Annotated in this window: 29 protein-coding genes; 12 read left to right on the top strand and 17 right to left on the bottom strand. The window is 64.3% G+C overall.

Features of this window, described 5'->3' with window-relative positions:
* Window positions 1-59 precede the first annotated feature (59 nt).
* Window positions 60-2,321 (bottom strand): LPS-assembly protein LptD, encoded by a 2,262-nt coding sequence (locus RUGAMON1_RS16635; protein WP_445231546.1) that lies wholly within the window; start codon window positions 2,319-2,321, stop codon window positions 60-62.
* Between the two features lie 107 nt (window positions 2,322-2,428).
* Here RUGAMON1_RS16635 and RUGAMON1_RS16630 point away from each other — a divergent pair, with 107 nt between their 5' ends.
* From RUGAMON1_RS16630 to RUGAMON1_RS16615, 4 genes are read left to right on the top strand one after another with little or no spacing between them, the layout of a single operon-like run.
* Window positions 2,429-3,496 carry an aminoglycoside phosphotransferase family protein gene (locus tag RUGAMON1_RS16630; protein WP_445231545.1) on the top strand — a complete coding sequence of 356 codons (1,068 nt, stop codon included), beginning with the start codon at window positions 2,429-2,431 and terminating at the stop codon, window positions 3,494-3,496.
* 10 nt (window positions 3,497-3,506) lie between these two features.
* Window positions 3,507-4,241 (top strand): N-acetylmuramate alpha-1-phosphate uridylyltransferase MurU, encoded by a 735-nt coding sequence (gene murU / locus RUGAMON1_RS16625; protein WP_445231544.1) that lies wholly within the window; start codon window positions 3,507-3,509, stop codon window positions 4,239-4,241.
* Window positions 4,241-5,578: an aminopeptidase P N-terminal domain-containing protein gene (locus RUGAMON1_RS16620; protein ID WP_445231543.1), complete on the top strand. Its 1,338-nt coding sequence runs from the start codon at window positions 4,241-4,243 to the stop codon at window positions 5,576-5,578. The genes murU and RUGAMON1_RS16620 overlap by 1 nt, the downstream gene beginning before the upstream one ends.
* The gene (locus tag RUGAMON1_RS16615; protein WP_445231542.1) at window positions 5,575-6,705 is read left to right on the top strand and encodes a UbiH/UbiF/VisC/COQ6 family ubiquinone biosynthesis hydroxylase; all 1,131 of its coding nucleotides are present in this window, start codon (window positions 5,575-5,577) and stop codon (window positions 6,703-6,705) included. The genes RUGAMON1_RS16620 and RUGAMON1_RS16615 overlap by 4 nt, the downstream gene beginning before the upstream one ends.
* A 241-nt stretch (window positions 6,706-6,946) precedes the next feature.
* Here RUGAMON1_RS16615 and RUGAMON1_RS16610 read toward each other — a convergent pair whose 3' ends face one another.
* The 4 genes from RUGAMON1_RS16610 to RUGAMON1_RS16595 all read right to left on the bottom strand — a co-directional run bounded on the left by RUGAMON1_RS16610 (window position 6,947) and on the right by RUGAMON1_RS16595 (window position 10,775).
* Window positions 6,947-7,711: an SDR family oxidoreductase gene (locus tag RUGAMON1_RS16610; protein WP_116991978.1), complete on the bottom strand. Its 765-nt coding sequence runs from the start codon at window positions 7,709-7,711 to the stop codon at window positions 6,947-6,949.
* A gap of 118 nt (window positions 7,712-7,829) precedes the next feature.
* The gene (locus RUGAMON1_RS16605; RefSeq protein WP_445231541.1) at window positions 7,830-9,308 is read right to left on the bottom strand and encodes an NAD(P)(+) transhydrogenase (Re/Si-specific) subunit beta; all 1,479 of its coding nucleotides are present in this window, start codon (window positions 9,306-9,308) and stop codon (window positions 7,830-7,832) included.
* Window positions 9,305-9,637 (bottom strand): NAD(P) transhydrogenase subunit alpha part 2, encoded by a 333-nt coding sequence (locus RUGAMON1_RS16600; RefSeq protein ID WP_217942466.1) that lies wholly within the window; start codon window positions 9,635-9,637, stop codon window positions 9,305-9,307. Before RUGAMON1_RS16600 ends, RUGAMON1_RS16605 begins: the two co-directional genes overlap by 4 nt.
* A gap of 25 nt (window positions 9,638-9,662) precedes the next feature.
* Window positions 9,663-10,775 carry a Re/Si-specific NAD(P)(+) transhydrogenase subunit alpha gene (locus RUGAMON1_RS16595; RefSeq protein WP_445231540.1) on the bottom strand — a complete coding sequence of 371 codons (1,113 nt, stop codon included), beginning with the start codon at window positions 10,773-10,775 and terminating at the stop codon, window positions 9,663-9,665.
* Between the two features lie 305 nt (window positions 10,776-11,080).
* Here RUGAMON1_RS16595 and RUGAMON1_RS16590 point away from each other — a divergent pair, with 305 nt between their 5' ends.
* Entirely contained in the window at window positions 11,081-11,578 is a 498-nt protein-coding gene (locus RUGAMON1_RS16590; protein WP_445231539.1) for an NUDIX hydrolase, read from the top strand.
* 14 nt (window positions 11,579-11,592) lie between these two features.
* The gene (gene mnmA, locus RUGAMON1_RS16585; RefSeq protein WP_445231538.1) at window positions 11,593-12,699 is read left to right on the top strand and encodes a tRNA 2-thiouridine(34) synthase MnmA; all 1,107 of its coding nucleotides are present in this window, start codon (window positions 11,593-11,595) and stop codon (window positions 12,697-12,699) included.
* A 110-nt stretch (window positions 12,700-12,809) separates the two neighbouring features.
* Here the strand turns inward: mnmA and RUGAMON1_RS16580 are convergent, their stop codons facing one another.
* Entirely contained in the window at window positions 12,810-13,247 is a 438-nt protein-coding gene (locus RUGAMON1_RS16580; protein ID WP_445231537.1) for a response regulator, read from the bottom strand.
* A 30-nt stretch (window positions 13,248-13,277) separates the two neighbouring features.
* The gene (locus RUGAMON1_RS16575; RefSeq protein WP_445231536.1) at window positions 13,278-14,054 is read right to left on the bottom strand and encodes a 5'-3' exonuclease; all 777 of its coding nucleotides are present in this window, start codon (window positions 14,052-14,054) and stop codon (window positions 13,278-13,280) included.
* A gap of 129 nt (window positions 14,055-14,183) precedes the next feature.
* Between RUGAMON1_RS16575 and RUGAMON1_RS16570 the strand changes: the two genes are divergently transcribed.
* Complete coding sequence (locus RUGAMON1_RS16570; RefSeq protein WP_445231535.1) at window positions 14,184-14,417, top strand: hypothetical protein; 234 nt, start codon at window positions 14,184-14,186, stop codon at window positions 14,415-14,417.
* Window positions 14,414-14,809, top strand: coding sequence for a type II toxin-antitoxin system VapC family toxin (locus RUGAMON1_RS16565; protein ID WP_445231534.1), 396 nt, complete (start codon window positions 14,414-14,416; stop codon window positions 14,807-14,809). The genes RUGAMON1_RS16570 and RUGAMON1_RS16565 overlap by 4 nt, the downstream gene beginning before the upstream one ends.
* Before the next feature lie 4 nt (window positions 14,810-14,813).
* Here RUGAMON1_RS16565 and RUGAMON1_RS16560 read toward each other — a convergent pair whose 3' ends face one another.
* Complete coding sequence (locus RUGAMON1_RS16560) at window positions 14,814-15,485, bottom strand: glutathione S-transferase (RefSeq protein WP_445231533.1); 672 nt, start codon at window positions 15,483-15,485, stop codon at window positions 14,814-14,816.
* Window positions 15,486-15,636: 151 nt separating this feature from the next.
* On the opposite strand from RUGAMON1_RS16560, the gene RUGAMON1_RS16555 reads away from it, so the two are divergent.
* Complete coding sequence (locus RUGAMON1_RS16555) at window positions 15,637-17,247, top strand: FMN-binding glutamate synthase family protein (protein ID WP_445231532.1); 1,611 nt, start codon at window positions 15,637-15,639, stop codon at window positions 17,245-17,247.
* Here the strand turns inward: RUGAMON1_RS16555 and RUGAMON1_RS16550 are convergent.
* The 5 genes from RUGAMON1_RS16550 to RUGAMON1_RS16530 form a co-directional block, all read right to left on the bottom strand.
* Entirely contained in the window at window positions 17,231-17,578 is a 348-nt protein-coding gene (locus RUGAMON1_RS16550) for a BrnA antitoxin family protein (RefSeq protein WP_445231531.1), read from the bottom strand. The two genes, RUGAMON1_RS16555 and RUGAMON1_RS16550, sit on opposite strands and share 17 nt — an antisense overlap.
* Window positions 17,579-17,668: 90 nt before the next feature.
* Window positions 17,669-17,824 (bottom strand): BrnT family toxin, encoded by a 156-nt coding sequence (locus RUGAMON1_RS16545; protein ID WP_445231530.1) that lies wholly within the window; start codon window positions 17,822-17,824, stop codon window positions 17,669-17,671.
* A 99-nt stretch (window positions 17,825-17,923) separates the two neighbouring features.
* Window positions 17,924-18,199, bottom strand: a complete 276-nt coding sequence (locus RUGAMON1_RS16540; RefSeq protein ID WP_445231529.1) for a DUF6587 family protein — start codon at window positions 18,197-18,199, stop codon at window positions 17,924-17,926.
* Window positions 18,200-18,201: 2 nt separating this feature from the next.
* Entirely contained in the window at window positions 18,202-20,103 is a 1,902-nt protein-coding gene (gene feoB / locus RUGAMON1_RS16535) for a ferrous iron transporter B (RefSeq protein ID WP_445231528.1), read from the bottom strand.
* Window positions 20,104-20,106: 3 nt separating this feature from the next.
* Window positions 20,107-20,379 (bottom strand): FeoA family protein, encoded by a 273-nt coding sequence (locus RUGAMON1_RS16530; protein ID WP_445231527.1) that lies wholly within the window; start codon window positions 20,377-20,379, stop codon window positions 20,107-20,109.
* A 244-nt stretch (window positions 20,380-20,623) separates the two neighbouring features.
* Here RUGAMON1_RS16530 and RUGAMON1_RS16525 point away from each other — a divergent pair, with 244 nt between their 5' ends.
* Together RUGAMON1_RS16525 and RUGAMON1_RS16520 are read left to right on the top strand one after the other, a co-directional pair.
* Window positions 20,624-20,839 carry a (2Fe-2S)-binding protein gene (locus RUGAMON1_RS16525; protein ID WP_116991964.1) on the top strand — a complete coding sequence of 72 codons (216 nt, stop codon included), beginning with the start codon at window positions 20,624-20,626 and terminating at the stop codon, window positions 20,837-20,839.
* Between the two features lie 23 nt (window positions 20,840-20,862).
* A complete protein-coding gene (locus tag RUGAMON1_RS16520) occupies window positions 20,863-21,582 on the top strand; it encodes an energy transducer TonB (protein WP_445231526.1) in 720 nt (239 codons plus the stop codon).
* Window positions 21,583-21,586: 4 nt separating this feature from the next.
* On the opposite strand, the gene RUGAMON1_RS16515 is transcribed toward RUGAMON1_RS16520, so the two are convergent.
* Together RUGAMON1_RS16515 and RUGAMON1_RS16510 are read right to left on the bottom strand one after the other, a co-directional pair.
* Window positions 21,587-22,111: a pyridoxamine 5'-phosphate oxidase family protein gene (locus RUGAMON1_RS16515; protein WP_445231525.1), complete on the bottom strand. Its 525-nt coding sequence runs from the start codon at window positions 22,109-22,111 to the stop codon at window positions 21,587-21,589.
* 68 nt (window positions 22,112-22,179) lie between these two features.
* A complete protein-coding gene (locus tag RUGAMON1_RS16510) occupies window positions 22,180-22,860 on the bottom strand; it encodes a Fe2+-dependent dioxygenase (protein WP_445231524.1) in 681 nt (226 codons plus the stop codon).
* Window positions 22,861-23,022: 162 nt separating this feature from the next.
* On the opposite strand from RUGAMON1_RS16510, the gene bfr reads away from it, so the two are divergent.
* A complete protein-coding gene (gene bfr / locus RUGAMON1_RS16505) occupies window positions 23,023-23,496 on the top strand; it encodes a bacterioferritin (protein WP_445231523.1) in 474 nt (157 codons plus the stop codon).
* Here the strand turns inward: bfr and RUGAMON1_RS16500 are convergent.
* Together RUGAMON1_RS16500 and RUGAMON1_RS16495 are read right to left on the bottom strand one after the other, a co-directional pair.
* Window positions 23,493-24,827 carry an MFS transporter gene (locus tag RUGAMON1_RS16500; protein ID WP_445231522.1) on the bottom strand — a complete coding sequence of 445 codons (1,335 nt, stop codon included), beginning with the start codon at window positions 24,825-24,827 and terminating at the stop codon, window positions 23,493-23,495. The genes bfr and RUGAMON1_RS16500 overlap by 4 nt on opposite strands.
* The gene (locus RUGAMON1_RS16495) at window positions 24,824-25,780 is read right to left on the bottom strand and encodes a PfkB family carbohydrate kinase (protein ID WP_445231521.1); all 957 of its coding nucleotides are present in this window, start codon (window positions 25,778-25,780) and stop codon (window positions 24,824-24,826) included. The genes RUGAMON1_RS16500 and RUGAMON1_RS16495 overlap by 4 nt, the downstream gene beginning before the upstream one ends.
* Window positions 25,781-25,801: the final 21 nt, after the last annotated feature.

Raw genomic sequence — 25,801 nt, 5'->3', positions numbered from 1 at the left:
AAAAGTATCAAAAAGCGTCCGCTGCCTGGACAGCGCGGCGGACGCCGGGTTGGCTTGCTTTAGCGGCCGTAGCCTTCGTTCAAACGCTGATATCCGGGAATGCTGTTCTTCATCGCTTCCAGCGGGTTGCCCACGCCCAGGTGCGACAGGCCGTTCAGCTCGAGCTGGAAGAAGATCGGCGTCGACGCCTTGGTCGGGGTGGTCACGAAGCGCTGCGCGCCCATGCGGAACACCCAGCAGTCGCCGTTGTATTCCAGCCCGACCAGGCTCTCGAGGATCTTCTTGCCCTGCAGCGAGTAGTTGATCCGGCCGACGCCGTACCAGCGCTGGAAGATCGGCCACTGGCTCGACAGCTCGATGTTCTTGAAGTTGCCGCGCAGGTAGCGATAGCCGGCGTTGAGCACCTTCTTCTGGCCCGGCGACCACTGCACGGTGTAGCTGCCCGACACCACCCGGCTCTCGCTGGGGCTGTACTGCACGGCGCTGTCGAAGCCCCAGGTTTCCGAGATGCGGCCGGTGGCGGCGAGCAGCATGTCCGAGCGTGAATCGACCACCGGGGTGGTCGAGGCCAGCTGCACGCGCTGGTCGCGGAAGTAGAAGCGCTGGCCGAAGGCCAGGCGCAGCGTCTCGGCGCCGGCCGAGTCAAGGAAGCGCGACACCAGCGCCGCCGTCAGCTGGTTGGCGTCGCCGATGCGGTCCGAGCCGACGAAGCGGTTTTCGCTGAAGATCTGGCTGAAGTTGAAGGTCGCGGCGTCGGTGTCGAAGGTCGGGAACTTGCTCTGGTCGCGGTACGGCGTGTTGACGTAGAACAGGCGCGGCTCCAGGGTCTGCGTCATGTCGCGCTGGCCGAACTTGATGTCGCGCTCGAACACCAGGCCGGAGTCCAGCGAGAACGTCGGCACCACGCGCGACAGGTTTTCCGAGCCCTGCGTGCCGAAGGAATCGAGCTGGTAGCTGGCCAGGTTGAGCATGACCTTGGGCGTGACGAAGTAGCTGGGGCCGACGATCGGGTAGCTCAGCTGCGGGATCGCCACCAGCCGCGTGCCGTTGATCAGGGTCGGGTGGTAGAAGCGCGTGAGCTCGCTGTCGACGGCCCAGTCGAAGCCGCCGGCCACGTCGTACTGGGCGGCGTGGAGGTTGATCGCCGGCAGCCGGTCGTACGGGCGCGACACGAACAGCGAGGGGTCGATCGTCGATTCCGGATCCTGCAGCACCTGGTATTTCTGCACCCGCGCGGTCAGCGTCCAGAAGTCGCCGTGGTAGTCGGTGCGCAGCTCGCGCAGCAGCTGGCGCTCGGTCGAGCTCGACACGGTCTTGGAGAAATCACTCGGATAGTTGTTGTCCGAGGCGGCGCGGATGCTCCAGCCGTACGACCAGTCCTTGGTCAGGTCCTGGGCGTGGCTGGAGCGGATGGTCCAGCGGTCGGTCGAGCCGCCCGGCGTGGACGGCACGTACTGCTTGTCGTGCGGCAGGTATTCCAGGTAGGTTTCGCCCTGGTACAGGCCGCCGTCGGTCTCGCCCAGGTAGCGCGCGTTGGCGCCCAGCTGGAAGCCGCGCCGCGGGATGATCTTCGGGTACAGCGTCAAATCGCGGTTGGGCGCGATGTTGAAGTAATACGGCACGGTCAGCTCGGCCGCGCCCTTGGAGCCGAAGCCCGGCATCGGCGACAGCCAGCCCGAGCGGCGCGCGCCCGACAGCGAGAACGACATCGCCGGCGTGCCCAGGATCGGCACGTCCTTGAAATAAATGATGGTCTTGCCGGCGGTGCCGACGTCGCGGCCCGAGTCCAGGTTCAGCGTGTTCGAGCGCAGGTACCAGTCCGGGTTCGGCCCCTGGCAGGTGCTGTAGGTGCCGTTGACGACCACCGCCTCGTCTTCATTGATGAAGTTGATGCGCTCGGCCTTGCCCTGGGCGTGGTTGGCCTCCAGCTGGTAGGTGGGGTTGAGCATATAGCCCTTGCCGCTGTCCATGTTCAGCTTGAGCTCGTCGCCGGTGAAATAGTCGCCGAAGCGCCAGATCTTGACATGGCCCTCGGCCTCGACCTCGTCCTCGACCTGGCGGTAGCAGGCGGTATCGGCCTTGACGCGGGTCTTGTCCTTGACCAGCTCGGCGTCCCGGCGCAGCGTGATTTCGCGCTCGGGGCGGCCGCTGATGTCCTCGGCCTGGATGGTGGTGACCGCGTTCTTGTCCTCCACGCGCGGCGCGCGCGCCTTCGGCGGCACGCCCTGGGCGTAGCTGGGCACCGCCGTGGCGGTGACGAGGGCAGTCAGGGCGTAAGCCCAGCGTTGCGAGGAGGTGGGGGGGGCCGGTAGCCAGCGCATGCGACTCATGAAAAGAAGGGAGGAAACACCATAGCAGGCGATTTTTTGATTTGAATCCCTTATTATATGGGAATCTTCACCCAACACCGGTTTCCAGGGCTCGCTTAATGTCTTTATTACAGAATTTAACTTCCGATACATCTTCCGGCGGCGCGCCAGACCTGCGTCTGCAGCAGCTGACCGCCTGGCTGGCCACCTTGAACGTGGTCGACGTGGCCAGCGCGCGCCCGGCTTCGGCCGACGCCAGCTTCCGCCGCTATTTCCGCGTCGATGTATTGCCCGATCAACAAGCCGCGCTGGGCGCCACCCTGGTCGTGATGGACGCGCCGCCCGAGCGCGAGAACGTGCTGGCCTTCGTCAAGCTTGACGAAATGCTCACACATGCCGGCGTCAGCGTGCCGCGCATCGTCGCCACCGACTACGAACGCGGCTTCCTGCTGATGTCCGACCTGGGCGTGACCACCTACCTGCAGGTGCTGGACCACGACAACGCCTCGACCATGTACGCCGAGGCGCTGGAGGCGCTGGTCAAGTTCCAGCTGACCAGCCAGCCCGGCGTGCTGCCCGAGTACGACCGCGCCTTCATGCTGCGCGAAATGCAGCTGTTCCCCGAGTGGTACATCGGCCAGCACCTGAAGGCCACGCTGAGCGACAAGCAGGCGGCCGAGCTGCAGGCGGTGTTCGACGCCATCCTGGCCAACGTCACCGCCCAGCAGCAGGTGTATGTGCACCGCGATTTCCACTCGCGCAACCTGATGTGGATGGACGCCGGCAATCCGGGCGTGCTGGACTTCCAGGACGCGCTGTACGGCCCGATGACCTACGACCTGGCCTCGCTGCTGCGCGACGCCTACGTGCAGTGGGACGAGGAACTGGTGCTGGACTGGGCGATCCGCTACTGGCAGCACGCCAAGTCGCTCGGCCTGCCGGTCAGCCAGGACATCGACGCCTTCTACCAGGACTTCGAGTACGCCGGCCTGCAGCGCCACCTGAAGATCCTCGGCCTGTTCTGCCGCCTGAACTACCGCGACGGCAAGGCCCAGTACCTGAACGACCTGCCGACCGTGATGGACTACGTGCGCAAGACCGCCAGCCGCTACAAGGACCTGCGGCCGCTGGTGCGCCTGCTCGACCAGCTGGAAGACAAGCAGCCGCAAGTCGGCTACACCTTCTGAGGCGGCGCGCATGAAAGCCATGATCTTCGCCGCCGGACGCGGCGAACGGATGCGTCCGCTGACCGACACCACGCCCAAGCCGCTGCTCAAGGTGCGCGGCCGGCCGCTGATCGTCTGGCATATCCTGAACCTGGTCCGGGCCGGCATCACCGAGATCGTCATCAACACCGCCCACCTGGGCCAGCAGATCGAGGCGGCGCTGGGCGACGGCAGCCAGTTCGGCGCCCAGCTGATGTACTCGCACGAGAGCACCGCGCTCGAGACCGCCGGCGGCATCGCCACCGCGCGCCACCTGCTGGGCGAGGAGCCGTTCGTGGCGGTGTCGGGCGACATCTACATGCCCTACTTCGACTTCGAGCAGGTCAAGGACGTGTTGCACGACAAGGACATGTGGGGCAATCCCTACCCGGCCGACCAGCGCGACATCTGCTGGCTGTACCTGGTGCCGAACCCGGACTTCCACCCCGAGGGCGATTTCGGCCTGACGATGTACTCGCTGACCAACGAAGGCTCGCCGAAATGGACCTTCGGCAACGTCGGCGTCTACCGCCCTGAAATGTTCGACGGCATCGCGCCCGGCGAGTACGCCAAGCTGGGACCGCTGATCCGCGCCTACGCGGATAAAAAACAGGTCGGCGGCGAAGTCTACGAAGGCGAATGGCACAACCTCGGCACCGTGCAGCAGCTCGACCTGCTCAACGCGCCGCTGGCCATGCGCCTGCCGGCCGCCAAGGGCGTGCAGTGATGCACGCCGGGATACCAACCCACGCCGCCCGCCGCGCGCGCCTGCTGGCGCACATGCCGCCCGGCGCGGTGGCGGTGCTGCCGACCGCGCCCGAAGTCGCGCGCAACAGCGACAGCGAATACCTGTACCGCCACGACAGCTACTTCTACTACCTGACCGGCTTCGCCGAGCCCGAGAGCGTGCTGGTGCTGGTGGCCGCGCGCGGCGATGCGCCGGCGCGCGCCATCCTGTTCTGCCGGCAAAAGAACGTCGAACGCGAAATCTGGGACGGCTTCCGCCACGGCCCGGACGGCGCGCGCGCCGCCTTCGGCTTCGACGCCGCCCACCCCATCGAAGACCTCGACGGCGAAATCAGCAAGCTGCTGGCCGACGCGCCGGCCCTGTACTACGCGCTGGGCAGCGCCCTCGACGCGCAGGTCAAGCTGTGGCTGTCCAACGTGCGGCGCATGGCGCGCACCGGCGTCAGCCCGCCGGCCAGCGCGGTCGACCTGCTGCCGCTGCTGGACGAAATGCGCCTGTTCAAGGACGCCGCCGAACAGGCCACCATGCTGCGCGCCGCCACCATCTCCTCGCAGGCGCACGCGCGGGCGATGCGCGCGTCGCGGCCCGGCATGTATGAATACGAAATCGAAGCGGAACTGCTGTACGAGTTCCGCCGCAACGGCGCGCAGGCGCCGGCCTACAACTCCATCGTCGCGGCGGGCGCCAACGCCTGCGTGCTGCACTACAGCGCCAACAACGCGCCAAGCCGCGACGGCGACCTGATACTGATCGACGCCGGCTGCGAGCTCGATGGCTACGCCTCCGACATCACCCGCACCTATCCGATCAACGGCCGTTTCAGCGCGCCGCAAAAGCGTCTGTATGAACTGGTGCTGGCGGCGCAATCGGCGGCGCTGAAGGCGATCGCGCCCGGCCTGCCGTATTCCGGCGTGCACGAGGCGGCGGTGCAGGTGCTGGCGCAAGGCATGCTCGATCTGGGGCTGTTGAACCCCGGCGCGCATGGCAGCCTCGCCGACGTCATCGCCAACAAGAGCTATCTGCAGTTCTACATGCACGGCACCGGCCACTGGCTGGGCATGGACGTGCACGACGTCGGCCAGTACCGCGACACGGCGGCCGAAGGCAAGCCATCGCGCCCGCTGCAAGCGGACATGGTGCTGACGGTGGAGCCGGGCATCTATGTGCGCCCGGCCGAAGGCGTGCCGGAGGAATACTGGAACATCGGCATCCGCATCGAGGACGATGTGCTGGTCACGCAAGGCGGCTACACGATACTGAGCGCCGCCGCGCCGAAGACGGTCGCCGACATCGAACAACTGATGCAACAGCAATGACAGATACAACTTTTGATGTCGCCATCTGCGGCGCGGGACCGGCCGGCATGGCGCTCGCCGCACTGCTGTCCAAACGCGGCATGCCGGCGCAACGCATCGCCCTGATCGACGCCAAGACGCTGGAGCAAGCCAGCAAGGACCCGCGCTCGATCGCGCTGTCGTGGGGCAGCCGGCAGATACTGGAAGAAATCGGCGCATGGCCGGTGGCCGCCACCGCGATCCACCAGATCCACGTGTCGCGCCGCGGCCAGTTCGGCCGCAGCCTGATCGACCGCGACGAACACAAACTGCCGGCGCTCGGCTACGTCCTGCGCTACGGCGATCTGGTGACGGCGCTGGGCGCGGTCTGCCAACGCGCCGGCATCGCCACGCTGCGCCCCGCCCGCGTTGAAGCCATCGATGAAAGCGCCGACGCCGTCGCGCTGACCATCGCCGGCGCGGCCTGCGCCACCGCCGCCATCGTCGTGCAGGCCGAAGGTGGCTTGTTCAGCGATCAGGAAAGCAAGGCCCAACACCGCGACTACCAGCAAACCGCGATCATCGCGCAAGTGCGCAGCAGCCGCCCGATCGCCCACCGCGCCTACGAACGCTTTACCGAACAAGGCCCGCTGGCCCTGCTGCCGCAAGGCGAAGACTATTCGCTGGTCTGGTGCGTGCGGCCCGATACGGCGGCGCGCTTGCAAGCACTGGACGATGCGGCCTTCCTGGCCGAACTGGGCGCCGCGTTTGGAGAACGCGTCGGCAGCTTCACGCACGCCTCGCCGCGGCTGGCCTTCCCTTTGGGCTTGAACGCCGATCCGCGCAGCAGCGCGCGTACGGTCGCCATCGGCAACGCGGCGCAAACGCTGCATCCGGTGGCCGGACAAGGCCTGAACCTGGGCCTGCGCGACGTCGCCGTGCTGGCGCGCCTGCTGGCGCAAGGCGCCAACCCAACGATGCTGGCGCAATTCACCGAACTGCGCCGCCAGGACCGCAACACCACCGTGCGCCTGACCGACACCATGGCCCGCATCTTCGCCAACGACTCGCCGGCGCAAGCGCTGCTGGGCCTGTCGCTGGCCGCCATCGACATGGTCGGCCCCGCGCGCGGCGTGCTGGCCGAGTTGATGATGTACGGCCGACGTTGACCTGAGCGCAGTTGACCTGAGAATACACACCGGGGGTGTCTTGCCGGCTCCCTTGGAGCAAGCACGCTATTTCCGCCCTCTCTTCTCCGTTCGTTTTCTCTATTTTCTTCTCTAATTTTCCAAGGACGGAAATCAGAAAAGAATTAAGGAAAATAGAAGGAAAGAGAGACCGGAAATAGTACGGTTTTTCAGAAGGAGCGCGCAGCGCCACCCCATACAGGTACGCTGCGCTGATCTACGCTCAAGTCCGCGTGATCGAAGCGCCGCCGTCGACCAGCGAAGCAGTGCCGGTGACGAAGGACGAGTCGTCCGAAGCCAGATACAGCACCGAGCGCGCCAGTTCCTCAGGCTGCGCCACGCGTTTGAGCGCATGCAGGTTGGTGACAAAGGCAGCCGATTCCGGCGTGTTGTTCATATCGCGATACATCGCCGTATCGACCGCGCCCGGCAGCACCGAGTTCACCCGCACGCCTTGCGGACCGTACTCCGAAGCCAGCGCCTGGGTCAGGCCGATCAGGCCCGCTTTGCTGGCCGCATAAGCCGCCACGCCGGGGAAGGCAAAGCTGTAGCCGACGAAGGTCGACGTAAAGATCACCGAACCGCCGCCATGCTTGATCATTTCAGGAATTTGATGCTTGGCGCCGAGGAAGGCGCTGGTCAGGTTGGCGGCGATGGTCTCGCTCCAGCCCTGCTCCGAGACGCCGGTGGTGGCGCCCATTTCGCCCAGCGTGCCGGCGTTGTTGTAAGCGATGTCCAGCCGGCCGAACGCTTCAACAGCGGCGGCCACCAGTTGCGCATTGAACGATTCGGAAGTGACATCGCCAGCCAGCGCGATGGCCTGGCCGCCGTCGGCGACGATTTCCGCCACCAGCGACTCCAATTCAGCCAGACGGCGCGCTGCAACGACAACGCGTGCGCCTTCAGCGGCGAACAGTTTGGCGGTAGCGCGGCCGATGCCCGACGATGCGCCAGTAACGATGGCGACTTTATTTTGTAAGCGGTTCATGGTGAGACTCCTTGAGGTGGGTTGATGTAGCCATCGTATGCTTCATCAACCCCACCATCAATCGGCCAAACACCAACGGACCGTTCACAAATTATGAATCACGAATTGTAGCTCAACCCTACTCCACGGCCTTGACCATGTCCTCGATGACCTTCTTCGCATCGCCGAACACCATCATCGTATTGGCCTGGTAGAACAGCTCATTGTCCAGACCCGCATAGCCGGAAGCCATCGAACGTTTGTTGACGATGATGCTCTTGGCCTTGTACGCCTCCAGGATCGGCATGCCGGCGATCGGCGATTTCGGATCCTTGGCGGCCGGGTTGACCACGTCGTTGGCGCCCAGGATCAGCACCACATCGGTCTGGCCGAATTCGCCGTTGATGTCCTCCATCTCGAACACCTGGTCGTACGGCACCTCGGCCTCCGCCAGCAGCACGTTCATGTGGCCCGGCATGCGGCCCGCCACCGGGTGGATCGCATACTTCACGGTCACGCCCTTGTGGGTCAGCTTCTCGACCAGTTCCTTCAGCGAGTGCTGCGCACGCGCCACGGCCAGGCCGTAGCCCGGCACGATGATCACGCTTTCCGCATTGGCCATGATGAAGGCCGCGTCGTCGGCCGAACCGGATTTGACCGGACGCTGTTCCTTCGAACCCGCCGCACCCGCCTCCACCGGCGCGCCGCCGAAGCCGCCCAGGATCACGTTGAAGAACGAACGGTTCATCGCCTTGCACATGATGTAGGACAGGATCGCGCCGGACGAACCGACCAGCGAACCGGCGATGATCAGCATCGAGTTATTCAGCGAGAAGCCGATACCCGCAGCCGCCCAGCCCGAATACGAGTTCAGCATCGACACCACCACCGGCATATCGGCGCCGCCGATCGGGATGATGATCAACACGCCCAGCACGAACGCGATCGCGGTCATGATCAGGAACGGCACCCAGGCCGGCTCGGTACCGCCGGCGAAGCAGAACGCCAGGCCCAGGCCCACCATGACGATGGCCAGGATCAGGTTCAGCATGTGCTGACCGGCGAAGCTGACCGGCGCGCCCTGGAACAGGCGGAACTTGTACTTGCCCGACAGCTTGCCGAACGCGATCACCGAACCGGAGAACGTAATCGCGCCGACGAAGGTGCCGATGAACAGCTCGATGCGGTTACCGAACGGCAGCGCCTCGCCCACGGCGGCGATGCCGAAAGCGTGCGGCTCCGACACAGCGGCCACCGCGATACACACGGCGGCCAGGCCGATCAGCGAGTGCATCGCCGCGACCAGTTCCGGCATCTTGGTCATCTCGACCTTCTTGGCCAGCACCGCGCCGATGCCGCCGCCGACGATCACGCCCAGCGCCACCAGGCCGAGGCCCATGCCGCCGGAAGTGCCGGCCGCCGCTGCCGCCGTGGCTTCCGCCTTCAGCTTCAGGATCAGCGCGATGGTGGTCACGGCGGCAATCGCCATGCCCGACATGCCGAACGCATTACCGGTACGCGCCGTGGACGGCGACGACAGACCTTTCAACGCCTGGATAAAGCATACCGATGCGATGAGATACATCATCGTCACCAGGTTCATGGAGATGAAATTCATGCGTGCTCCTCCTTGATGGCCGCCGCGACAGGCTTCGCCTTCGGCTCTTTTTTCTTGAACATCTCCAGCATGCGCTGCGTGACCAGGAATCCGCCGAACACATTGACGGCGGCCAGCGCCACCGCGACGGTGCCGGCGACCTGGCCGATCAGGCCCTCGGTCAGCGAAGCGGCCAGCATGGCGCCGACGATGATGATCGCCGAGACGGCGTTGGTGACCGCCATCAGCGGCGTATGCAGCGCCGGCGTGACGGTCCAGACCACGTGGTAGCCGACGTAGATGGCAAGCACGAAGATGATCAGATTGATGATGGTGTGGCTGACTTCCATTGTTTTCCCCTTATTTTTTCGTTACTTATTTTCGTAACAGCTCGCCGCCCGAGCACAGCAGCGTGGCCTTGATGATTTCGTCTTCGCGGTCGATCACCAGCTTGTCTTCCTTGTCGATGATCAGCTTGAGGAAGTCCAGCACGTTGCGCGCGTACAGCGCCGACGCGTCGGCCGCCACCAAGGTCGCCAGATCCGGCTCGCCGACGATGTGCACGCCGTGCTTGACCACGGTCTTGTTCAGCTCCGACAGCGGGCAGTTGCCGCCCTGCGACACGGCCAGGTCGACGATCACCGAACCCGGTTTCATCGCCTTCACCGTCTCTTCGGAGATCAGCACCGGCGCCGCGCGGCCCGGGATCAGCGCGGTGGTGATGATGATGTCGGCCAGCTTGGCGCGTTCATGCACCAGCTCCGCCTGACGGCGCATCCAGTCGGCCGGCATCGAGCGCGCATAGCCGCCCACGCCCTTGGCGATTTCCCTCTCCTCGTCGGTCAGGAAAGGCACGTCGATGAACTTGGCGCCCAGCGACTCCACCTGCTCCTTGACCGGCGGCCGCACGTCGGACGCCTCGATCACCGCGCCCAGGCGCTTGGCGGTGGCGATCGCCTGCAGACCGGCCACGCCCACGCCCATGATCAGCACCCGCGCCGCCTTGACGGTGCCGGCCGCGGTCATCAGCATCGGCATGAAGCGCTGGTACGTGTTGGCCGCCACCATCACCGCCTTGTAGCCGGCGATGTTGGCCTGCGACGACAGCACGTCCATCGACTGCGCCCGCGTGATACGCGGCACCGCCTCCAGCGCGAAGGCCTGCAAGCCGGCCGCCGCCATCGCCGCGTTGTTGTCGGCGTCGAAGGGATTCAACATGCCGATCACCACCGTGCCGGCGGCGATCAGCCCCCGCTCCTCCACATTCGGCGCACGCACTTTTAAAACCACATCCGCCGCAAAGGCTTCCGCCGCGCTGACTATCTGTGCTCCGGCGGCCGCGTAGGCCTCGTCGGTGACCGATGCCGATACCCCGGCGCCGGACTGCACGATCACTTGATGCTTGGCTGCGAGTTTCTTGACTGTTTCAGGCGTTGCCGCAACCCGGGTTTCTCCCGGCCGCGTCTCGGCCGGTATGCCTACTCTCATGGTGCCTCCAAAGGATTGATAAACTGACTAGAATCTAACACGGATTGCCGGGACAGCATCGCCCCTCGATGGCCCCAGCATACTTAATAACTAATGATCAATAAATAGCGGTTTTATCACATCATTTATTACTATTTATCATGAATTGCCGCTAAAACACTGAATTTGGCACAAAGCGCTCAGTCAAACACGGATTAACGCAACAAACCTTGAGGTTTTTCAATACGAAGCCATGTTTCCGTGCAGGCGGGTTCAAACCAAATGCCCGGAACAGGCTAAAATGTCGGCTCTTTCAAGGATGACTCATGCCGCGTATCTGGAAACCCTCTGTTACTGTTGCCGCCATCATCGAAAAAGATGGCAAATTCTTGCTGATCGAAGAAGAGACCAGCGACGGCATCCGCATCAACCAGCCGGCCGGTCACCTCGACCCGCACGAATCGCTGGAGCAGGCCGTGATCCGCGAAACGCTGGAGGAAACCGCGCACGACTTCACGCCGACCGCGCTGGTGGGCATGTACATGTCGCGCTACACCTCCAACCGCACCGGCGAGGAAGTGACGTATCTGCGCTTCACCTTCTGCGGCGTGCCGGGCGCCAAGCATGACCGTCCGCTGGACGAAGGCATCCTGCGCACCATGTGGCTCACGCGCGACGAACTGGCCGCCTGCGCCGACCGTCACCGCAGCCCGACGGTGCTGCAATGCGTCGACGAATACCTGGCCGGGCGCCGCGCCCCGCTGGAACTGATACAAACCCACACCTCGGTGTACAAGGAAGCGGTGAGCACCGCGAATGGATAAGGCAGGAAAGTAAGATGAGCAAGAAAAAAGTCGTGATCGGTATGTCGGGCGGGGTCGATTCCTCGGTCGCGGCGTGGATGCTCAAGGAACAAGGCTACGACGTGGTCGGCCTGTTCATGAAGAACTGGGAAGACGACGACGATTCCGAATACTGCTCCACGCGCCAGGACTGGATCGACGCCGCCAGCGTGGCCGACGTCATCGGCGTCGACATCGAGGCGGTCAACTTCGCCTCCGAATACAAGGACCGCGTGTTCGCCGACTTCCTGCGCGAATACCAGGCCGGCCGCACGCCCAACCCGGACGTGCTGTGCAACGCCGAGATCAAGTTCAAGGCGTTTCTGGATCACGCCATGCACCTGGGCGCCGACCTGATCGCCACCGGCCACTACGCGCGCGTGCGCCAGAACGGCGCGCGCCACGAGCTGCTCAAGGCGGTCGACCACACCAAGGACCAGAGCTACTTCCTGCACCGCCTGAACCAGGCGCAGTTGTCCAAGACCCTGTTCCCGCTGGGCGAAATCCCGAAAACCGAAGTGCGCAAGATCGCCGAGAAACTGGCGCTGCCCAACGCCGCCAAGAAGGATTCGACCGGCATCTGCTTCATCGGCGAGCGGCCGTTCCGCGAATTCCTCAACCGCTACCTGTCGTACAAGCCGGGCCCGATGAAGACGCCGGACGGCAAGGTGGTGGGCGAACACGTGGGCCTGAGCTTCTACACGCTGGGCCAGCGCAAGGGCATCGGCGTCGGCGGCATGAAGGCGTACAAGAACCCTGACGGCAGCAGCGACGCCTGGTACGTGGCGCGCAAGGACGTGGCCGAGAACACGCTGTACATCGTCCAGGGCCACGACCATCCGTGGCTGCTGTCGTCGAGCCTGAGCGCCGACCAGGCCAGCTGGGTCGCCGGCGAGGCGCCGTCGGCGCGCGCGATGTCGGCCAAGACCCGCTACCGCCAGGCCGACGTGGCGTGCGAGATCGCCCCGCAAGGCGATTCCGATTTCGCGTTGAAATTCATGGACGCCCAATGGGCGGTGACGCCGGGCCAGTCGGCCGTGCTGTACGACGGCGACGTTTGCCTCGGCGGCGGCATCATCGCCGGCTCGACCTTCGCGGCCTGATTGGGCCGCCACCCCGCACCGCAGCCGCGGGGGTCCGACCCCGTACGGGGGCAATTCCGCAGGAATTGCGGGCGCAGCCCTCTCCAGACCCCTTCGGGCCGCATTGCGGGTTAAGCGTCGCCGGACTCGCCGGCTTCAGGCTCGGCTTCGGCACTATCCTTGGCCAGCGCCGCGCGCTGGCGCTTGACCATGGCGATCACGGTATTGCGGATGGTATTGAGCACGGTGTCGGCCTTGAACGGCTTGACGATGAAGCCGTTCACGCCCATCGCATGCGCGGCCTGGATGGTGGCGGCGTCGAATTCGCTCGAGACCATGAAGATCAGCGCCTTCGGCCAGCCGGTCTTGATCTCGCGCACCACATCCTCGCCGTTCTCGATCTGCTCGCGGGCGATGCAGACGATGTGGGGATTGTGCTTGATCAGCAGCGCCAGGCCGCTGGCGCAGGTGTGGGTCTGGCCCACCACGTCATAGCCGCCATCGAGCAGGACCGTGTTGAGCAGGCCGCGCGCGACGGCGCTGGTGTCGATAATGACCGCTTTTAACATCTTGCAAACCTTGTCTTAGTGGGCGTGCGCTCAGCTCTTGTCCCAGGCCAGCATATTCCAGGTCACGCCGACCCGCACGTCCGTTTTTAATTGCACCAATTGTCTCGAAAGATACAGCATTTCGCGTTCTTTTCGTAGAGTTTCGCCCAGCGTATCCTTCAGAATGCCGGCCCCGGCCATGATCCCGTCCAGAGTGCCGTATGTACGCAACAGTCGGGCCGCCTTCTTGACGCCGACCTTGGACACGCCGGGGATGGAATCGGTGGCGTCGCCCATCAGCGCCAGCAGGTCCGGCAGCTGCTCCGGCGGCACGCCCCATTTCCGCTCGACCCAGGCGTGGTCGTGCCATTCGCCCTTGAAGTGGTCCCACACGCGCGCGCCCTGGGCGATCAGGCCGTGCAAGTCCTTGTCGGTGCTGGCCACGGTGGCCTCGCCGCGGCCGTCGGCCAGCCAGCGCAGCACCACGGTGCCGATCACGTCGTCCGCCTCCACTTCCGGCAGCGACACCACATGCAGGCCGACGCCGCGCAGCTTGTCGTAAAAGCCCGGCAGCGCCTCGCGCAGCGCCGACGGCATCGGCGCGCGGGCCTCGCGGTAGCCGGCGTACAGCTCGTGGCGCCAGGTGCGGCCGCCGAAGTCGAAGGCCGGCAGCACGTGGCTCGGCTCGTGCTCGTTGAGCAGTTTGCGGAACGAGGACAGCGCGTGGCGCAGCGCGATCTCGGCCTTTTCGGCACTATCGGGTTCGGGGCTGGCTTCGTAGACGCGGCGCACAATATTGAGGCCGTCGATGGCAAGGAGTCTACCCATGTTCAACATCTTCCGGGCTTGTTCAATCCATCATTTTACCCGACCTGCCTCAAAGCTTGGTCGAATCGGCATTGCATCCAAACCGAATCCGCCTATGATTTGAGCATACGCAGATCGATGGAGGCGGCCATGCTTATCGCCATTTCGCTATCGGAATTCAGGGAACAGGCACCCGCTATCTACCGACGCCTGATCGAATCTGGCGGACCGCTCTATGTGGAGATGGATGGCCGCGCTGTTATGGAAATACGAAAGTTCCAACAGGGGCCCACGATAACGCACGATCCGGTGCGCGGCGTGATACTGAATGATGGCGACATCGTCTCGCCAATAGAGCCAGACGGATATGAGCCATTCGAATGATCATGCTCGATACGCATGCGTTGATCTGGTGGCGCGACAGCAGCGCCAGACTCTCGCCAAACGCCAAGGCTGCTATAGCGCAAGAGGCGCAAGACGGAAAAATCGGCATATCTGCCTTCTCTTTCTGGGAAATTGCCTTGCTGGTTGAGCACAATCGACTACGATTACCGCTGGACCTCGCCAGCTGGCTGGCCGCAGTGGAGGCCATCGACCGTATGCGCTTCATTCCGGTCGACAATGAAATCGCCGTAACCTCCGTTCAACTCCCGCCGGGTCTGCACAAAGATCCGGCGGACCGCATCATCGTCGCCACCGCCATACTGTTCGACATTCCCATCGTGACCGCCGACCAGAAGATACGTGCCTATCCGCACGTGCAAACCATCTGGTAGCGCCTTACTTCAGCAGCTCGTACGGGCCGCCGCGTTCCAGCGCGCGCTGGAAGGCCGGGCGGCTGTGGATGCGTTTGAGGAAGGCCATCAGATTGGGACGGCGCTCGTCCAGCCCGCCGCGCGCGGCGGCCGCCTCCAGCGGGAAACTCATCTGGATATCGGCCGCGCTGAACTCGGCGCCGGCGAACCACGGCGTCTTGCTCAGCTCCGCCTCCAGGTAATCCAGGTGCGCCTCGATCTGCGGCTGGATGTAGCCCGCCTTGACCTTTTGCGCGATACCGCGCGCGATCGGCTTGACGAAGAACGGCGCCGGGCTGGTCTCGACCCGGTCGAAGATCAGCTTCATCAGCAGCGGCGCCATCGCCGAGCCTTCCGCATAGTGCAGGAAGTAAGTCCAGCGGCGGCGCTCGGCCGTGCCGGCCGGCGGCGCCAGCCTGCCGTTGCCGTAGGTCTCGACCAGATACTCGACAATCGCCCCCGACTCCGCCACCACGATGTCGCCGTCGCTGATCACCGGCGACTTGCCCAGCGGGTGGATGGCCCGCAGCTCCGGCGGCGCCAGCATGGTCTTCTTGTCGCGCTGGTAGCGCACGATCTCGTACTCCAGCCCCAACTCCTCGAGCAGCCAGAGCACGCGCTGCGAGCGCGAATTGTTCAGATGGTGGACGACGATCATGGTGGAATTCCCAAAAAAAGAACGGCCGTGCGCCGCAATCCCGCTAGCTTAGCATTGTTGGCAAGCTTGCGCCGCCGCCCCGCCACAGACTGATGGATTCCCATAAGAAACAGCAGTACACTGCCCCCATCAGCCGCCCACCGGAGCACCCATGAAACTGTTTTCCCCGCGCTACCTCGTGTTCAACGCCGCCATCGTCACCTTGGCCGCCTCGCTGGCGCTGGCGGCGCCATGGTGGATCCCGCTGCTGGCCGCCGCGCTGGTCGTGGTCGGCATCACCGACCTGCTGCAAACCAGGCGCGCGCTGCGCCGCAACTACCCGATCCTGGCGCACTTCCGCTTCTTCTTCGAATCGATCCGCCCCGAGATCCGCCAGTACTTCCTGGAAGACGACACCGTCGCCGAGCCGTTCTCGCGCAACCAGCGCAGCATCGTCTACCAGCGCGCCAAGATGGACACCGACAAACGCCCCTTCGGCACCCAGCTCGACGTCTACGCCCCCGGCTACGAATGGATCAACCACTCGATCAGCCCGGCGCCCGAACAGCACCACGACTTCCGCATCGAGATCGGCAACCACCCGGACTGCCCGCGCGCCCAGCCCTACTCGGCCAGCGTGTTCAACATCTCGGCGATGAGCTTTGGCGCGCTGTCGGCCAACGCCATCCTGGCGCTGAACGGCGGCGCCAAGGCCGGCGGCTTCATGCACGACACCGGCGAAGGCAGCATCAGCCCCTACCACCGCCAGAACGGCGGCGACCTGGTGTGGGAGATCGGCTCCGGCTACTTCGGCTGCCGCAACGCCGACGGCAGCTTCTCGGAAGCGAACTTCGTCGCCAACGCCACCACGCCGCAGGTCAAGATGATCGAGCTGAAGATGTCGCAGGGCGCCAAGCCGGGCCACGGCGGCGTGCTGCCGGGCGCGAAAGTGACGATTGAAATCGCCACCACGCGCGGCGTGCCGATGGGCCAGGACTGCATCTCGCCGTCCAAGCACTCGGCCTTCGGCACGCCGCTCGAGATGCTGGCCTTCATCGACCGCCTGCGCACCCTGTCCGGCGGCAAGCCGACCGGCTTCAAGCTGGCCATCGGCCACCCGTGGGAATTCTTCGGCATCGTCAAGGCCATGCTGGCCACCGGCATCACGCCCGACTTCATCGTGGTCGACGGCGGCGAGGGCGGCACCGGCGCCGCGCCGGTCGAGTTCACCGACCACGTCGGCACCCCGCTGCAGGAGGCGCTGCTGCTGGTGCACAACACGCTGGTGGGCGCCAACCTGCGCGACAAGATCAAGATCGGCGCCTCGGGCAAGATCATCACCGCCTTCGACATCGCCCGCATCCTGGCGCTGGGCGCGGACTGGTGCAACTCGGCGCGCGGCTTCATGTTCGCGCTGGGCTGCATCCAGTCGCAGAGCTGCCACACCGACCGCTGCCCGACCGGCGTCGCCACCCAGGACCCGACCCGCCAGCGCGCGCTGGTGGTGCCGGACAAGACCCGGCGCGTCGCCAACTTCCACGAGAACACTTTGAAGGCGCTGGCCCAACTGATCGCCGCCGCCGGCCTGACGCACCCGTCGCAGCTGAAGGCGCACCACCTGGTGCGGCGCATCTCGACCAACCAGGTCAAGCTGGTGTCGGCGCTGCTGCCCTACCTGGAGCCGGGCGAGCTGCTCGACCCCAGCCAGCTGTCACGCCTGCCGCCGGTGTTCGGCCTGTACTGGCCGATGGCGCAGGCGGAATCGTTCAATCCGCTTTGCTGAGATCGCCGGCGTGCGACTGGCGATAGGCATCGCCCAGTACGTCGGCCACATAATCCCGCTTGACCGCCCACTCGCGCAGCACGGCGTTGATACCCTGCTGCCAGTCGTCGCCCTGCCGCTTGAACGCCTCAATGGTATCGCGATCGAATTCCATCGTCAGCGTCACGGTGGGCGACCCGGCCGGCGCGAGAAATCGCGTCCGCCAGGGTCGAAATTGCGCCAGCTCTTCCTCAGTCGGCGGCAGCGCATCCGGGTCCGACAAGGCGGCCGCCAAGATGGCCGCATCCTCCTCCGGAGTCGGCCAAATGATGTCATGTTTTTTCGAGCGCATAACGTTTCACCTCACTCGCTTCGCGCAGGCTGATCACGCGCGCCGCGTAGTATTCATCAACAAAAACCAAAAAATAGAGCCGATCTCCTATCAGCCCAGTGCGCATTCGCGCAGTTCGGAGTAATGATAGCGCTGGTCGGTCCAGATGACAGCGTTATCCCAGTCAAACGCCGACGCCGCAGACAGCGATATGCCGTGCTTGCGCTGGTTGAGCTTGTCTTTCTTGGGGTCGAAGGTGATCACCATGTTTCATCTTATCCGCAAAGATTGAGAAATCAATCGCTATGCGGACAAGATTAAACAGGCTGTGGCCGGCACGTTTGCGCCGGCGCAGAGGAGGGGAAATCAGCGCTGCACGCGCAGCATGATGACGCGCTTGAGCGGCGCGGAGGTGGGCGCGCCGGACGACGCCGACGGCGTGGTCTCGCAGGAACCGCAGCTGGCGCAACCATCGCCGCAGCTCGATTTCGTGTTAAACAGTTTAGCCAGTTTATTCTGGTCGTAGCCGCGCCGCGACAGCACATAGACAATCTGCTTGCGCAAAGCCGCCGGCAAATACTTGGTGCAGAAATGCGCCAGGGCCGCCACCACGATCAACGCCACGATCACTTGCTGCCACATGCTCAGCCTCCGATGAAGAACAGGGAAATACGGTAAGTCAGGAACGACGCCGTGTACGCCAGCGCGAACATATAGCCGGCCATCATCAGCGGATAGCGGATGCTGTTGGTCTCGCGCCGCACCACGCTCAGCGTCGACATGCACTGCGGCGCAAACACATACCACGCCAGCAGCGACAAGGCGGTCGGCAAGGTCCACGAGCTGGCGATGATCGGCGTCAGCGACTGCGCCAGTTCCTCGCCGCTCTGCGACAGCGCGTACACCGTGCCCAGCGCGCCCACCGCCACCTCGCGCGCGGCCAGGCCGGGCACCAGCGCGATGCAGATCTGCCAGTTGAAGCCGATCGGCGCGAACACATATTCCAGCCCGCGCCCCAGGATGCCGGCCATGCTGTAATAGATGGCCGGATGCGTCGCCCCTTCAGGCGCGCCAGGGAAGGAGCTCAGGAACCACAGCAGCACCATCAAGGTCAGGATGATGGTGCCCACGCGCGACAGGAAGATCTTGCAGCGTTCCCACAGACCCAGCGCCAGGTTCTGCAAATGCGGCCAGTGATAAGCCGGCAGCTCCAGCATCAGCGGATGCTTGTGATTCGAACCCATCGAGCGCTTCATGACGTAAGCCACCGCCATCGCCGAAGCGATACCCGCGAAGTACAGCACAAACAGCACCAGCCCCTGAAGACTCATAAAGCCATACAGCTCGCGCTCCGGAATGAAGGCCGCGATGATCAGCGCATACACCGGCAGCCGCGCCGAACAGGTCATCAACGGCGCGATCATGATCGTCACCAGCCGGTCGCGCGGGTTCTGGATGGTGCGCGCCGCCATCACGCCCGGAATCGCGCACGCAAAACTGGACAGCAGCGGAATGAAGGCGCGCCCCGACAAGCCAACGCCGCCCATCAACCGGTCCAGCAGGAAGGCCGCGCGCGGCAGGTAGCCGCAGTCCTCCAGGATCAGGATGAAGAAGAACAAAATCAGAATCTGCGGCAGGAACACCAGCACGCTGCCGGCCCCGCCCAGGATGCCCTCGACCAGCAGGCTGCGCAGCAAACCATCGGCCATCGCGCCCTTCAGCATGGCGCCCACGCTGTCGACGCCGGCCTTGATCATATCCATCGGCACGTTGGCCCAGCTGAACACCGCCTGGAACACCAGGAACATCAGCACCGCCAGGATCACCGGGCCGAGCACCGGATGCAGCACCACGTTGTCGATCTTCTCGGTCAGGTTGCCGGTGTCGTGCGCATCGCTGCTGACCAGCGCCAGGATGCGGCGCACCTCGCGCTGCGTCTCCTCCACGCCGACCGCGTCGATCGCCGACAGCGGCTGCGGCTTGACCGCATGCAGCGGCAGCATCGCGTCCAGCGCGCGCAGCAGCGACTTCTCGCCGCCGGCCTGCACCGCCACGGTTTCCACCACCGGCATGCCCAGTTCCTGCGCCAGGCGGTCGGCGTCGATGACGATGCCGCGCTTCTTGGCCACGTCCACCATGTTCAGCGCCAAAATCATCGGCAGGCCGAGTCGTTTAATTTCCAGCACCAGGCGCAGGTTCAGGCGCAGGTTGGTGGCGTTGACCACGCACACCACCACGTCCGGCGACTGCTCGCCCGCGCGCAGGCCGGCCACCACGTCGCGCGTGATCGCCTCGTCCGGCGTATGGGCCGACAAACTATAGGCGCCCGGCAGGTCCAGCACGCGGAAGCCGTTGCCGCCCGTGGACTGGAACGAGCCTTCCTTGCGCTCGATGGTCACGCCGGCGTAGTTCGCCACTTTCTGGCGCGCGCCGGTCAGGCGGTTGAACAGCGCGGTCTTGCCGCAATTCGGATTGCCCAGCAACGCCACCATCGGCGTCGTCGTGAGTATCGGCGCTACCGGCGCCGCGATATCTGCTGCACCCATGGTTTATTCCGGTTGTATCGAGATCAGCGCCGCTTCGAAGCGGCGCAGCGCGAACGTCGAGTTGCCGACCTTGATCGCCAGCGGCTCGCCGCCCGGCATGCCGCGCTTGAGCATGCGGATTTTTTCGCCCGGCACGAAGCCCAGCTCCATCAGCCGGCGCGCCAGCGTGGCGCCATCATGGGCGTGGGCGTCGTCGCCGGGAGCGATGTGCACCACGGTGGCGCTGGCGCCGACCGTCAGGGCATCGAGGGTGATCAGGGGAGCTGCGTGCGTCATAGCGAAGTCCGTTCAAATCGCCGCCCGGCCAGTGCCGCTGCGGCTTGCCGGCGAACTGCAAGATCGCGTTCTTGCCGGAAATAAGATACTAGCATTATAAACGGTAATGCGAATTACTTCTATTTGCGCTTGCATCTAGCTCAAAGTTGAGGCAGTATACGATTAATGATAATGATTCGCATTAAGTAGCCAACAGGCAATCATGTCAGTTCATTCTTTTTGTAATGCCTAGCAAGGGGTATCAATGATTGTATGTGTCTGCAACAACATATCTGATCGTGAAATCCGTCAAGCCGTGGAATTGGGATTGACGTCGATGGAAGAATTGCGCCGCGACCTGGGCGTGGCGACATGCTGCGGCCAGTGCTTTTCCTGCGCCGAAGAAATCCTGAGCGAGCACTTGGCCGCCACCGCAGAGATCCAGGAAACCGTCCTGAAACGCCCAGTCTTCAGCAACTAAGATCATCTACTAAGATCGCCCCGATGAACACCATGACCTATGGCCGCACGGCAACTACGCCGGCGGCGGACGATGCCGGCCTGGCCGCGCAGCTCAAAACGCAATGGCAGACGCGCGGCCGCAAGCTCGCGCCGCTGGCAGCCATCGTCATGGTGCATGTGTTCGGGTTTTATATGTTCCAGTCGGGCATGTTGAGCCACGTCCCGCAGGCGATCCTGCCGCAGGTGGTCAACGTCACCTTCATCGCCGCGCCGGAGCCGCTCAAGCCGGCCGCGCCGCCGCCCAAGACCGTGCCGGTCGTGCGCCAGGCGCCAGCCTTCATTCCGCCGGTTCCGCTGGTGAACGTGGCCCAGACCGAGCCGACCATCACCGTTGCGCCGCCGCAACCGCGCCCGAGCGAACCGGTCGCCGTCGCCGCGCCGCCCGCGCCACCGGCGCCAGCCCACGTGGCCGTCGCGGCAGCGCCGAAAACCGTGTCCGGCGTCGAATACATCCGCGCGCCGCAGGCGGTGTATCCAAACATCTCGCGCCGCATGGGCGAGACCGGCATCGTCATCCTGCGCGTGCTGATCGGCGAAAAAGGCCAGGCCGAGCAGGTGGTCATCCACAAATCGTCCGGCTCGAGCAACCTCGACGAAGCAGGCCGCCAGGCCGCCATGCGCGCCCTCTACAAGCCCAACATGGAAGACGGCAAGCCGGTTCCCGTGTACGCGCTGGTGCCGATCAACTTCCAGCTGGGCTGATTCTTCAGACGTCCAGCCTGCCCTCGATGGAATCATCGAGGGTCTTGCCGATCACGGCGCCGATCAGCATCTTGACGCTGGCCACCGCCTTGCCGTGCTTGGTATCCCAATAGTAGCCGTAGGTCGGCGCGAACTTGATCAGCGTGATGCGCGGATCGTCCTCGCCGCCGGTGAACCAGGTCTTCATCGTAAAGCTCCACAACTCCTTCAGCTTGACCGGATCGCGCAGCACCGTGGCGATGCCTTCCAGGTGCATGAACTCCGCGTGGGCCGAGCCTTGGAAATACAGCGTGGCCGACGGCTCGGCAGCCAGTTCCAGGTTCTTCAGGCTGTCGCTGGCGCTGACGAACCACAGATTGCCGTGCTCATCGACCTGCAAGGCCGTCATCGGCCGCGCGTCGCCGGGGCCGCCGGCCACGTCGCTGGTGCAAAAGAAGCAGCCGGGCGTGCTGCCGACAAACTCGCGGATTTTCTTGACGGCGTCCTCGCCGATCAAGTCCTGGTGATGATTTTCATTGGTCGCGTCCATGGCGCTGCACTCCGGTAGGGGAAAGAGTCGATGCTACCCCTGGCGGTGTCAGCCCTCTGTGGCTTGCCTCACACATCGGCCCACATGCGCAGCAGGTTGTGATAATGGCCGGTCAGGTCCACCATGATCTCGTTGTCGCCATGCGCGGCGCGCAGCTTCTGGATATTCTGGTCGAGCTCGAACAACATGCCGCGTTTGGCATCGTCGCGCACCATGCTCTGGACCCACAGGAACGAGCTGACCCGCTCGCCGCGCGTAACCGGCGCCACCTGGTGCACGCTGCTCGATGGATAGACGATCACGTCCCCCGCCGCCAGCTTGACCTCATGCGTGCCGTAGGCGTCGCTGACGATCAACTCGCCGCCGTCGTACTCCTCCGGTTCGCTGAGGAACAGCGTCGACGACACGTCGGCCCGCATCGCGTTGGCCGTGCCGGGCCGCGTGCGGATGGCGCCATCGACATGCATGCCGTAATGCTCGCCGCTGGCGTAGCTGTTGAAATAAGGCGGCAGTATGCGCAGCGGCAGCACCGCCGCGAAGAACAGCGGATGGCTGGCCAGCGCCTGCGTGATGAAGGCGCCCAGCTCCTGCGCCAGCGGCGACAGCTCCGGCAACTGGCGGTTGCGCTTGACCTGCGCGCTCTGCGCCCCGGCGGTGCCGCGGCCGTCGATCCAGTCGGCCTGCGCCAACCGTTGGCGGAACTCCTGCACCTGCGGCTTGGTCAGCACGGCGGGGATATGCAGCATCATGGGACATCCTTTCATCACGGCGATATGGGAATGTTAATTGTTTTCATTTGCGCCAACAATCTCAGTCCGGGGATATTGCTACACTTTCGCACAGCTTGCTGTGGGAAGCGCCCGGTTCGTGGCAAAATGTCAGTATTCCATCACCACTTAAGAAAGCCTCCCATGAAGGGCGACCCAGATGTCATCAAACTGCTGAATGCTCAGCTGACCAACGAACTTACCGCCATCAACCAGTACTTCCTGCACTCGCGCATGTACCGTCACTGGGGTTTCGAGAAGATCGCGAAGAAGGAATACGAAGAATCGATCGGCGAAATGAAGCACGCCGACAAACTGATCGACCGCATCCTGATGCTGGACGGCCTGCCCAACCTGCAAGCCATGCACAAGATCATGATCGGCGAGAACACCGAAGAGATGATCGGCTGCGACCTGAAGCTGGAAAAAGGCGCGCAGGTCACCGTCAAGGCAGGCATCGCCGCCGCAGAGAAGGCCGCCGACTACGTGTCGCGCGACCTGCTGCTGATGATTTTGGAAGACACCGAAGAACACATCGACTGGCTCGAAACGCAGCTGGACCTGATCGGCAAGGTCGGCATCCAGAACTACCTGCAAAGCCAGATGAGCGAAGACTAAGCAGGACTAGCTTCCTCTGCAAGCCGTGGGTTCGCCTGCGGCTTTTTTATTTTCACCGCCAGCACGGCCAGCGCGCCGCACAGCATCAGGCCACCGGCCAGCCGGATCACGTTCTCCGGATTCCCGCCCAGCAGGCTGCGGTAGTACAGCGGCAGCGTGAAGATCTGGATGATCATCGGGATCACAATGAACATATTGAAGATGCCCATGTAGACGCCGGTGCGCTCCGGCGGTATGCAGCCCGCCAGCATCACATACGGATTGCCCATGATGCTGGCCCACGCCAGGCCTATGCCCACCATCGGCACGAACAGCAGCGCCGGCGTATGGATCATCGGTATCGCCAGCATACCGACGCCGGCCAGCGCCAGGCAGACGCTGTGCGTGATCTTCGGCCCGTGGCGGCGCGTGAACGGCACCAGCGCCAGCGCTCCCACGAACGCGACGAAGTTGTAGAACGCCCCCACCTGCCCGGACAACAGGCCGGCGTCGCGGAAGCCCTGCGAGGCCTGGTCGGTGGTGCCGTAGATGGTGGTCGACAGCGACAGCATGATGTACTGCCAATAGCAGAACATCGCATACCACTGGAACAGCTTGACCCAGGCCAGCTGCTTCATCGTCGGCGGCATCTCGCGGATCGCGCTGGCGACGTCGCCCAGCGTGTGCCGCCAGCCGGCCGGCCGCGCGCGGATCTGCTCCAGCTCCTCGCTGCTCAACGGATGTTCGGGCGTGGTCTTCAAGGTCCACAGCACGGAGGTGATCGAGAACACCGCACCGATCAAAAAGGCGACGATGACGATGTGCGGAATATGGCTGCCGTTGACGGCGTCCTTGTTCATGCCCAGCCAGACCAGCAGCGACGGCGTCAGGTAGGCCAGTGTTTGTCCCAAGCCGGTAAAGGCGCTCTGCGTCAGGAAGCCGACCGAATGCTGCTGCGGATCGAGCTTGTCGCTGACGAAGGCGCGGTACGGCTCCATCGTCACGTTGTTGGCCGCGTCCAGTATCCACAGCAGGCTGGCCGCCATCCACAGCGTGGGGCTGAACGGCATCGCCAGCAGGCCAAGGCTGCACAGGATGGCGCCGATCAGGAAGTACGGCGTGCGCCGCCCCCAGCGCGTGACGGTGCGGTCGCTCATGGCGCCGATCAGCGGCTGCACCAGCAGGCCGGTCATCGGCCCGGCCAGCCACAGGTAGGGCAGGCTGGCCTCGTCCGCGCCCAGGTATTTGTAGATCGGGCTCATGCTGCTCTGCTGAAGACCGAAACTGAACTGGATGCCGAAGAAGCCGATGTTCATGTTGACGATCTGCCAGAACGACAGCCGCGGCTTCATGCGACCGCTCCGGGCAAGACCGCGTCGCCGCGCCAGGCCACGATCCACGGCTGGTAGAACGCGATATCGGCCGGCACCGCGCCGGAGATGCCGCAGATGGCGCCGGCAAAGGCATTGGCGCGTGCCAGCGTGAGACTGATAGGCCAGCCCTGCGCCTGCCCGAACAGGAACACGGCGGAGAAGGCGTCGCCCGCGCCCACCGTGTCGACGATGCGCACCGGCGCATGGCACTCCTGGTTGGCGATGACGGCGCCGTCATCGCCGAAGTAGAGCGCGCCGCGCTCGCCCAGCGTGACGATCAGGCCTTGCAGCGAGAAGATGCGCATCAGCGCCTGGCAGGCGTCCACCATCTCGGCGCTGTCGATGGCCTTGGTGCCCGGCTTGGTGTGGGTGTACCAGCTGAACAAATCCTTGAGCTCATCCTCGTTGACCTTGACGATGTCCGCCAGGTGCAGCGACTCGAAAGCGCAGCGTTCCGTCACCTGCCCATCGCGAACGTTCAGGTCCAGGTAGCGCTGCGCGCTGGAGACCTCGAGCATCGCCCGCAGCGCCGCGCGCGAACGTTTATGCCGCTGTGCCATGGTGCCGAAATAAATCGTGCCCGGCGCAGTCTGCGCCAACGCCGACAATGCCGGCTCGGTACTCACATAATCGTAGGCCTGGTCGGGCAGGATGATGAAACGGTGACCATCCGCATTGCGCTCGACCACCACGCGGCCGGTGGCCTCCTGCGGATCGATTTGCAGGCCGGCCTCGCTCATGTCGAAGCGTTCGAACTCGTTGCGCACCAGCGCCCCGTTCTTGTCCTCGCCGATACGCGTGACCATCAGCGTCGCCACGCCGAAAGCGGCCAGATTGCGCGCGACGTTGAACGGCGCACCGCCGACAACCTGCTCGGTGATGAAATCGTCAACCAGCGCTTCGCCGAATACGGCAATGGTTTGTTGGGTCATGCTTGTCTCCACGCCCTGCTT

Origin of the sequence: Duganella rhizosphaerae, assembly GCF_040364205.1 — a bacterium.
GTDB classification, from domain to species: Bacteria; Pseudomonadota; Gammaproteobacteria; order Burkholderiales; family Burkholderiaceae_D; genus Rugamonas; species Rugamonas rhizosphaerae.
Note: the sequence above shows the minus strand (reverse complement) of the source record. Positions and strands in the feature narration are given on the sequence as shown.

Excerpts from the sequence above, each read along its gene's own strand:
- RUGAMON1_RS16635 (WP_445231546.1), bottom strand. The coding sequence starts at position 2,321 with ATGCGCTGGCTACCGGCCCCCCCCACCTCCTCGCAACGCTGGGCTTAC.
- RUGAMON1_RS16630 (WP_445231545.1), top strand. The coding sequence starts at position 2,429 with ATGTCTTTATTACAGAATTTAACTTCCGATACATCTTCCGGCGGCGCG.
- murU (WP_445231544.1), top strand. The coding sequence starts at position 3,507 with ATGAAAGCCATGATCTTCGCCGCCGGACGCGGCGAACGGATGCGTCCG.
- RUGAMON1_RS16620 (WP_445231543.1), top strand. The coding sequence starts at position 4,241 with ATGCACGCCGGGATACCAACCCACGCCGCCCGCCGCGCGCGCCTGCTG.
- RUGAMON1_RS16615 (WP_445231542.1), top strand. The coding sequence starts at position 5,575 with ATGACAGATACAACTTTTGATGTCGCCATCTGCGGCGCGGGACCGGCC.
- RUGAMON1_RS16610 (WP_116991978.1), bottom strand. The coding sequence starts at position 7,711 with ATGAACCGCTTACAAAATAAAGTCGCCATCGTTACTGGCGCATCGTCG.
- RUGAMON1_RS16605 (WP_445231541.1), bottom strand. The coding sequence starts at position 9,308 with ATGAATTTCATCTCCATGAACCTGGTGACGATGATGTATCTCATCGCA.
- RUGAMON1_RS16600 (WP_217942466.1), bottom strand. The coding sequence starts at position 9,637 with ATGGAAGTCAGCCACACCATCATCAATCTGATCATCTTCGTGCTTGCC.
- RUGAMON1_RS16595 (WP_445231540.1), bottom strand. The coding sequence starts at position 10,775 with ATGAGAGTAGGCATACCGGCCGAGACGCGGCCGGGAGAAACCCGGGTT.
- RUGAMON1_RS16590 (WP_445231539.1), top strand. The coding sequence starts at position 11,081 with ATGCCGCGTATCTGGAAACCCTCTGTTACTGTTGCCGCCATCATCGAA.
- mnmA (WP_445231538.1), top strand. The coding sequence starts at position 11,593 with ATGAGCAAGAAAAAAGTCGTGATCGGTATGTCGGGCGGGGTCGATTCC.
- RUGAMON1_RS16580 (WP_445231537.1), bottom strand. The coding sequence starts at position 13,247 with ATGTTAAAAGCGGTCATTATCGACACCAGCGCCGTCGCGCGCGGCCTG.
- RUGAMON1_RS16575 (WP_445231536.1), bottom strand. The coding sequence starts at position 14,054 with ATGGGTAGACTCCTTGCCATCGACGGCCTCAATATTGTGCGCCGCGTC.
- RUGAMON1_RS16570 (WP_445231535.1), top strand. The coding sequence starts at position 14,184 with ATGCTTATCGCCATTTCGCTATCGGAATTCAGGGAACAGGCACCCGCT.
- RUGAMON1_RS16565 (WP_445231534.1), top strand. The coding sequence starts at position 14,414 with ATGATCATGCTCGATACGCATGCGTTGATCTGGTGGCGCGACAGCAGC.
- RUGAMON1_RS16560 (WP_445231533.1), bottom strand. The coding sequence starts at position 15,485 with ATGATCGTCGTCCACCATCTGAACAATTCGCGCTCGCAGCGCGTGCTC.
- RUGAMON1_RS16555 (WP_445231532.1), top strand. The coding sequence starts at position 15,637 with ATGAAACTGTTTTCCCCGCGCTACCTCGTGTTCAACGCCGCCATCGTC.
- RUGAMON1_RS16550 (WP_445231531.1), bottom strand. The coding sequence starts at position 17,578 with ATGCGCTCGAAAAAACATGACATCATTTGGCCGACTCCGGAGGAGGAT.
- RUGAMON1_RS16545 (WP_445231530.1), bottom strand. The coding sequence starts at position 17,824 with ATGGTGATCACCTTCGACCCCAAGAAAGACAAGCTCAACCAGCGCAAG.
- RUGAMON1_RS16540 (WP_445231529.1), bottom strand. The coding sequence starts at position 18,199 with ATGTGGCAGCAAGTGATCGTGGCGTTGATCGTGGTGGCGGCCCTGGCG.
- feoB (WP_445231528.1), bottom strand. The coding sequence starts at position 20,103 with ATGGGTGCAGCAGATATCGCGGCGCCGGTAGCGCCGATACTCACGACG.
- RUGAMON1_RS16530 (WP_445231527.1), bottom strand. The coding sequence starts at position 20,379 with ATGACGCACGCAGCTCCCCTGATCACCCTCGATGCCCTGACGGTCGGC.
- RUGAMON1_RS16525 (WP_116991964.1), top strand. The coding sequence starts at position 20,624 with ATGATTGTATGTGTCTGCAACAACATATCTGATCGTGAAATCCGTCAA.
- RUGAMON1_RS16520 (WP_445231526.1), top strand. The coding sequence starts at position 20,863 with ATGAACACCATGACCTATGGCCGCACGGCAACTACGCCGGCGGCGGAC.
- RUGAMON1_RS16515 (WP_445231525.1), bottom strand. The coding sequence starts at position 22,111 with ATGGACGCGACCAATGAAAATCATCACCAGGACTTGATCGGCGAGGAC.
- RUGAMON1_RS16510 (WP_445231524.1), bottom strand. The coding sequence starts at position 22,860 with ATGATGCTGCATATCCCCGCCGTGCTGACCAAGCCGCAGGTGCAGGAG.
- bfr (WP_445231523.1), top strand. The coding sequence starts at position 23,023 with ATGAAGGGCGACCCAGATGTCATCAAACTGCTGAATGCTCAGCTGACC.
- RUGAMON1_RS16500 (WP_445231522.1), bottom strand. The coding sequence starts at position 24,827 with ATGAAGCCGCGGCTGTCGTTCTGGCAGATCGTCAACATGAACATCGGC.
- RUGAMON1_RS16495 (WP_445231521.1), bottom strand. The coding sequence starts at position 25,780 with ATGACCCAACAAACCATTGCCGTATTCGGCGAAGCGCTGGTTGACGAT.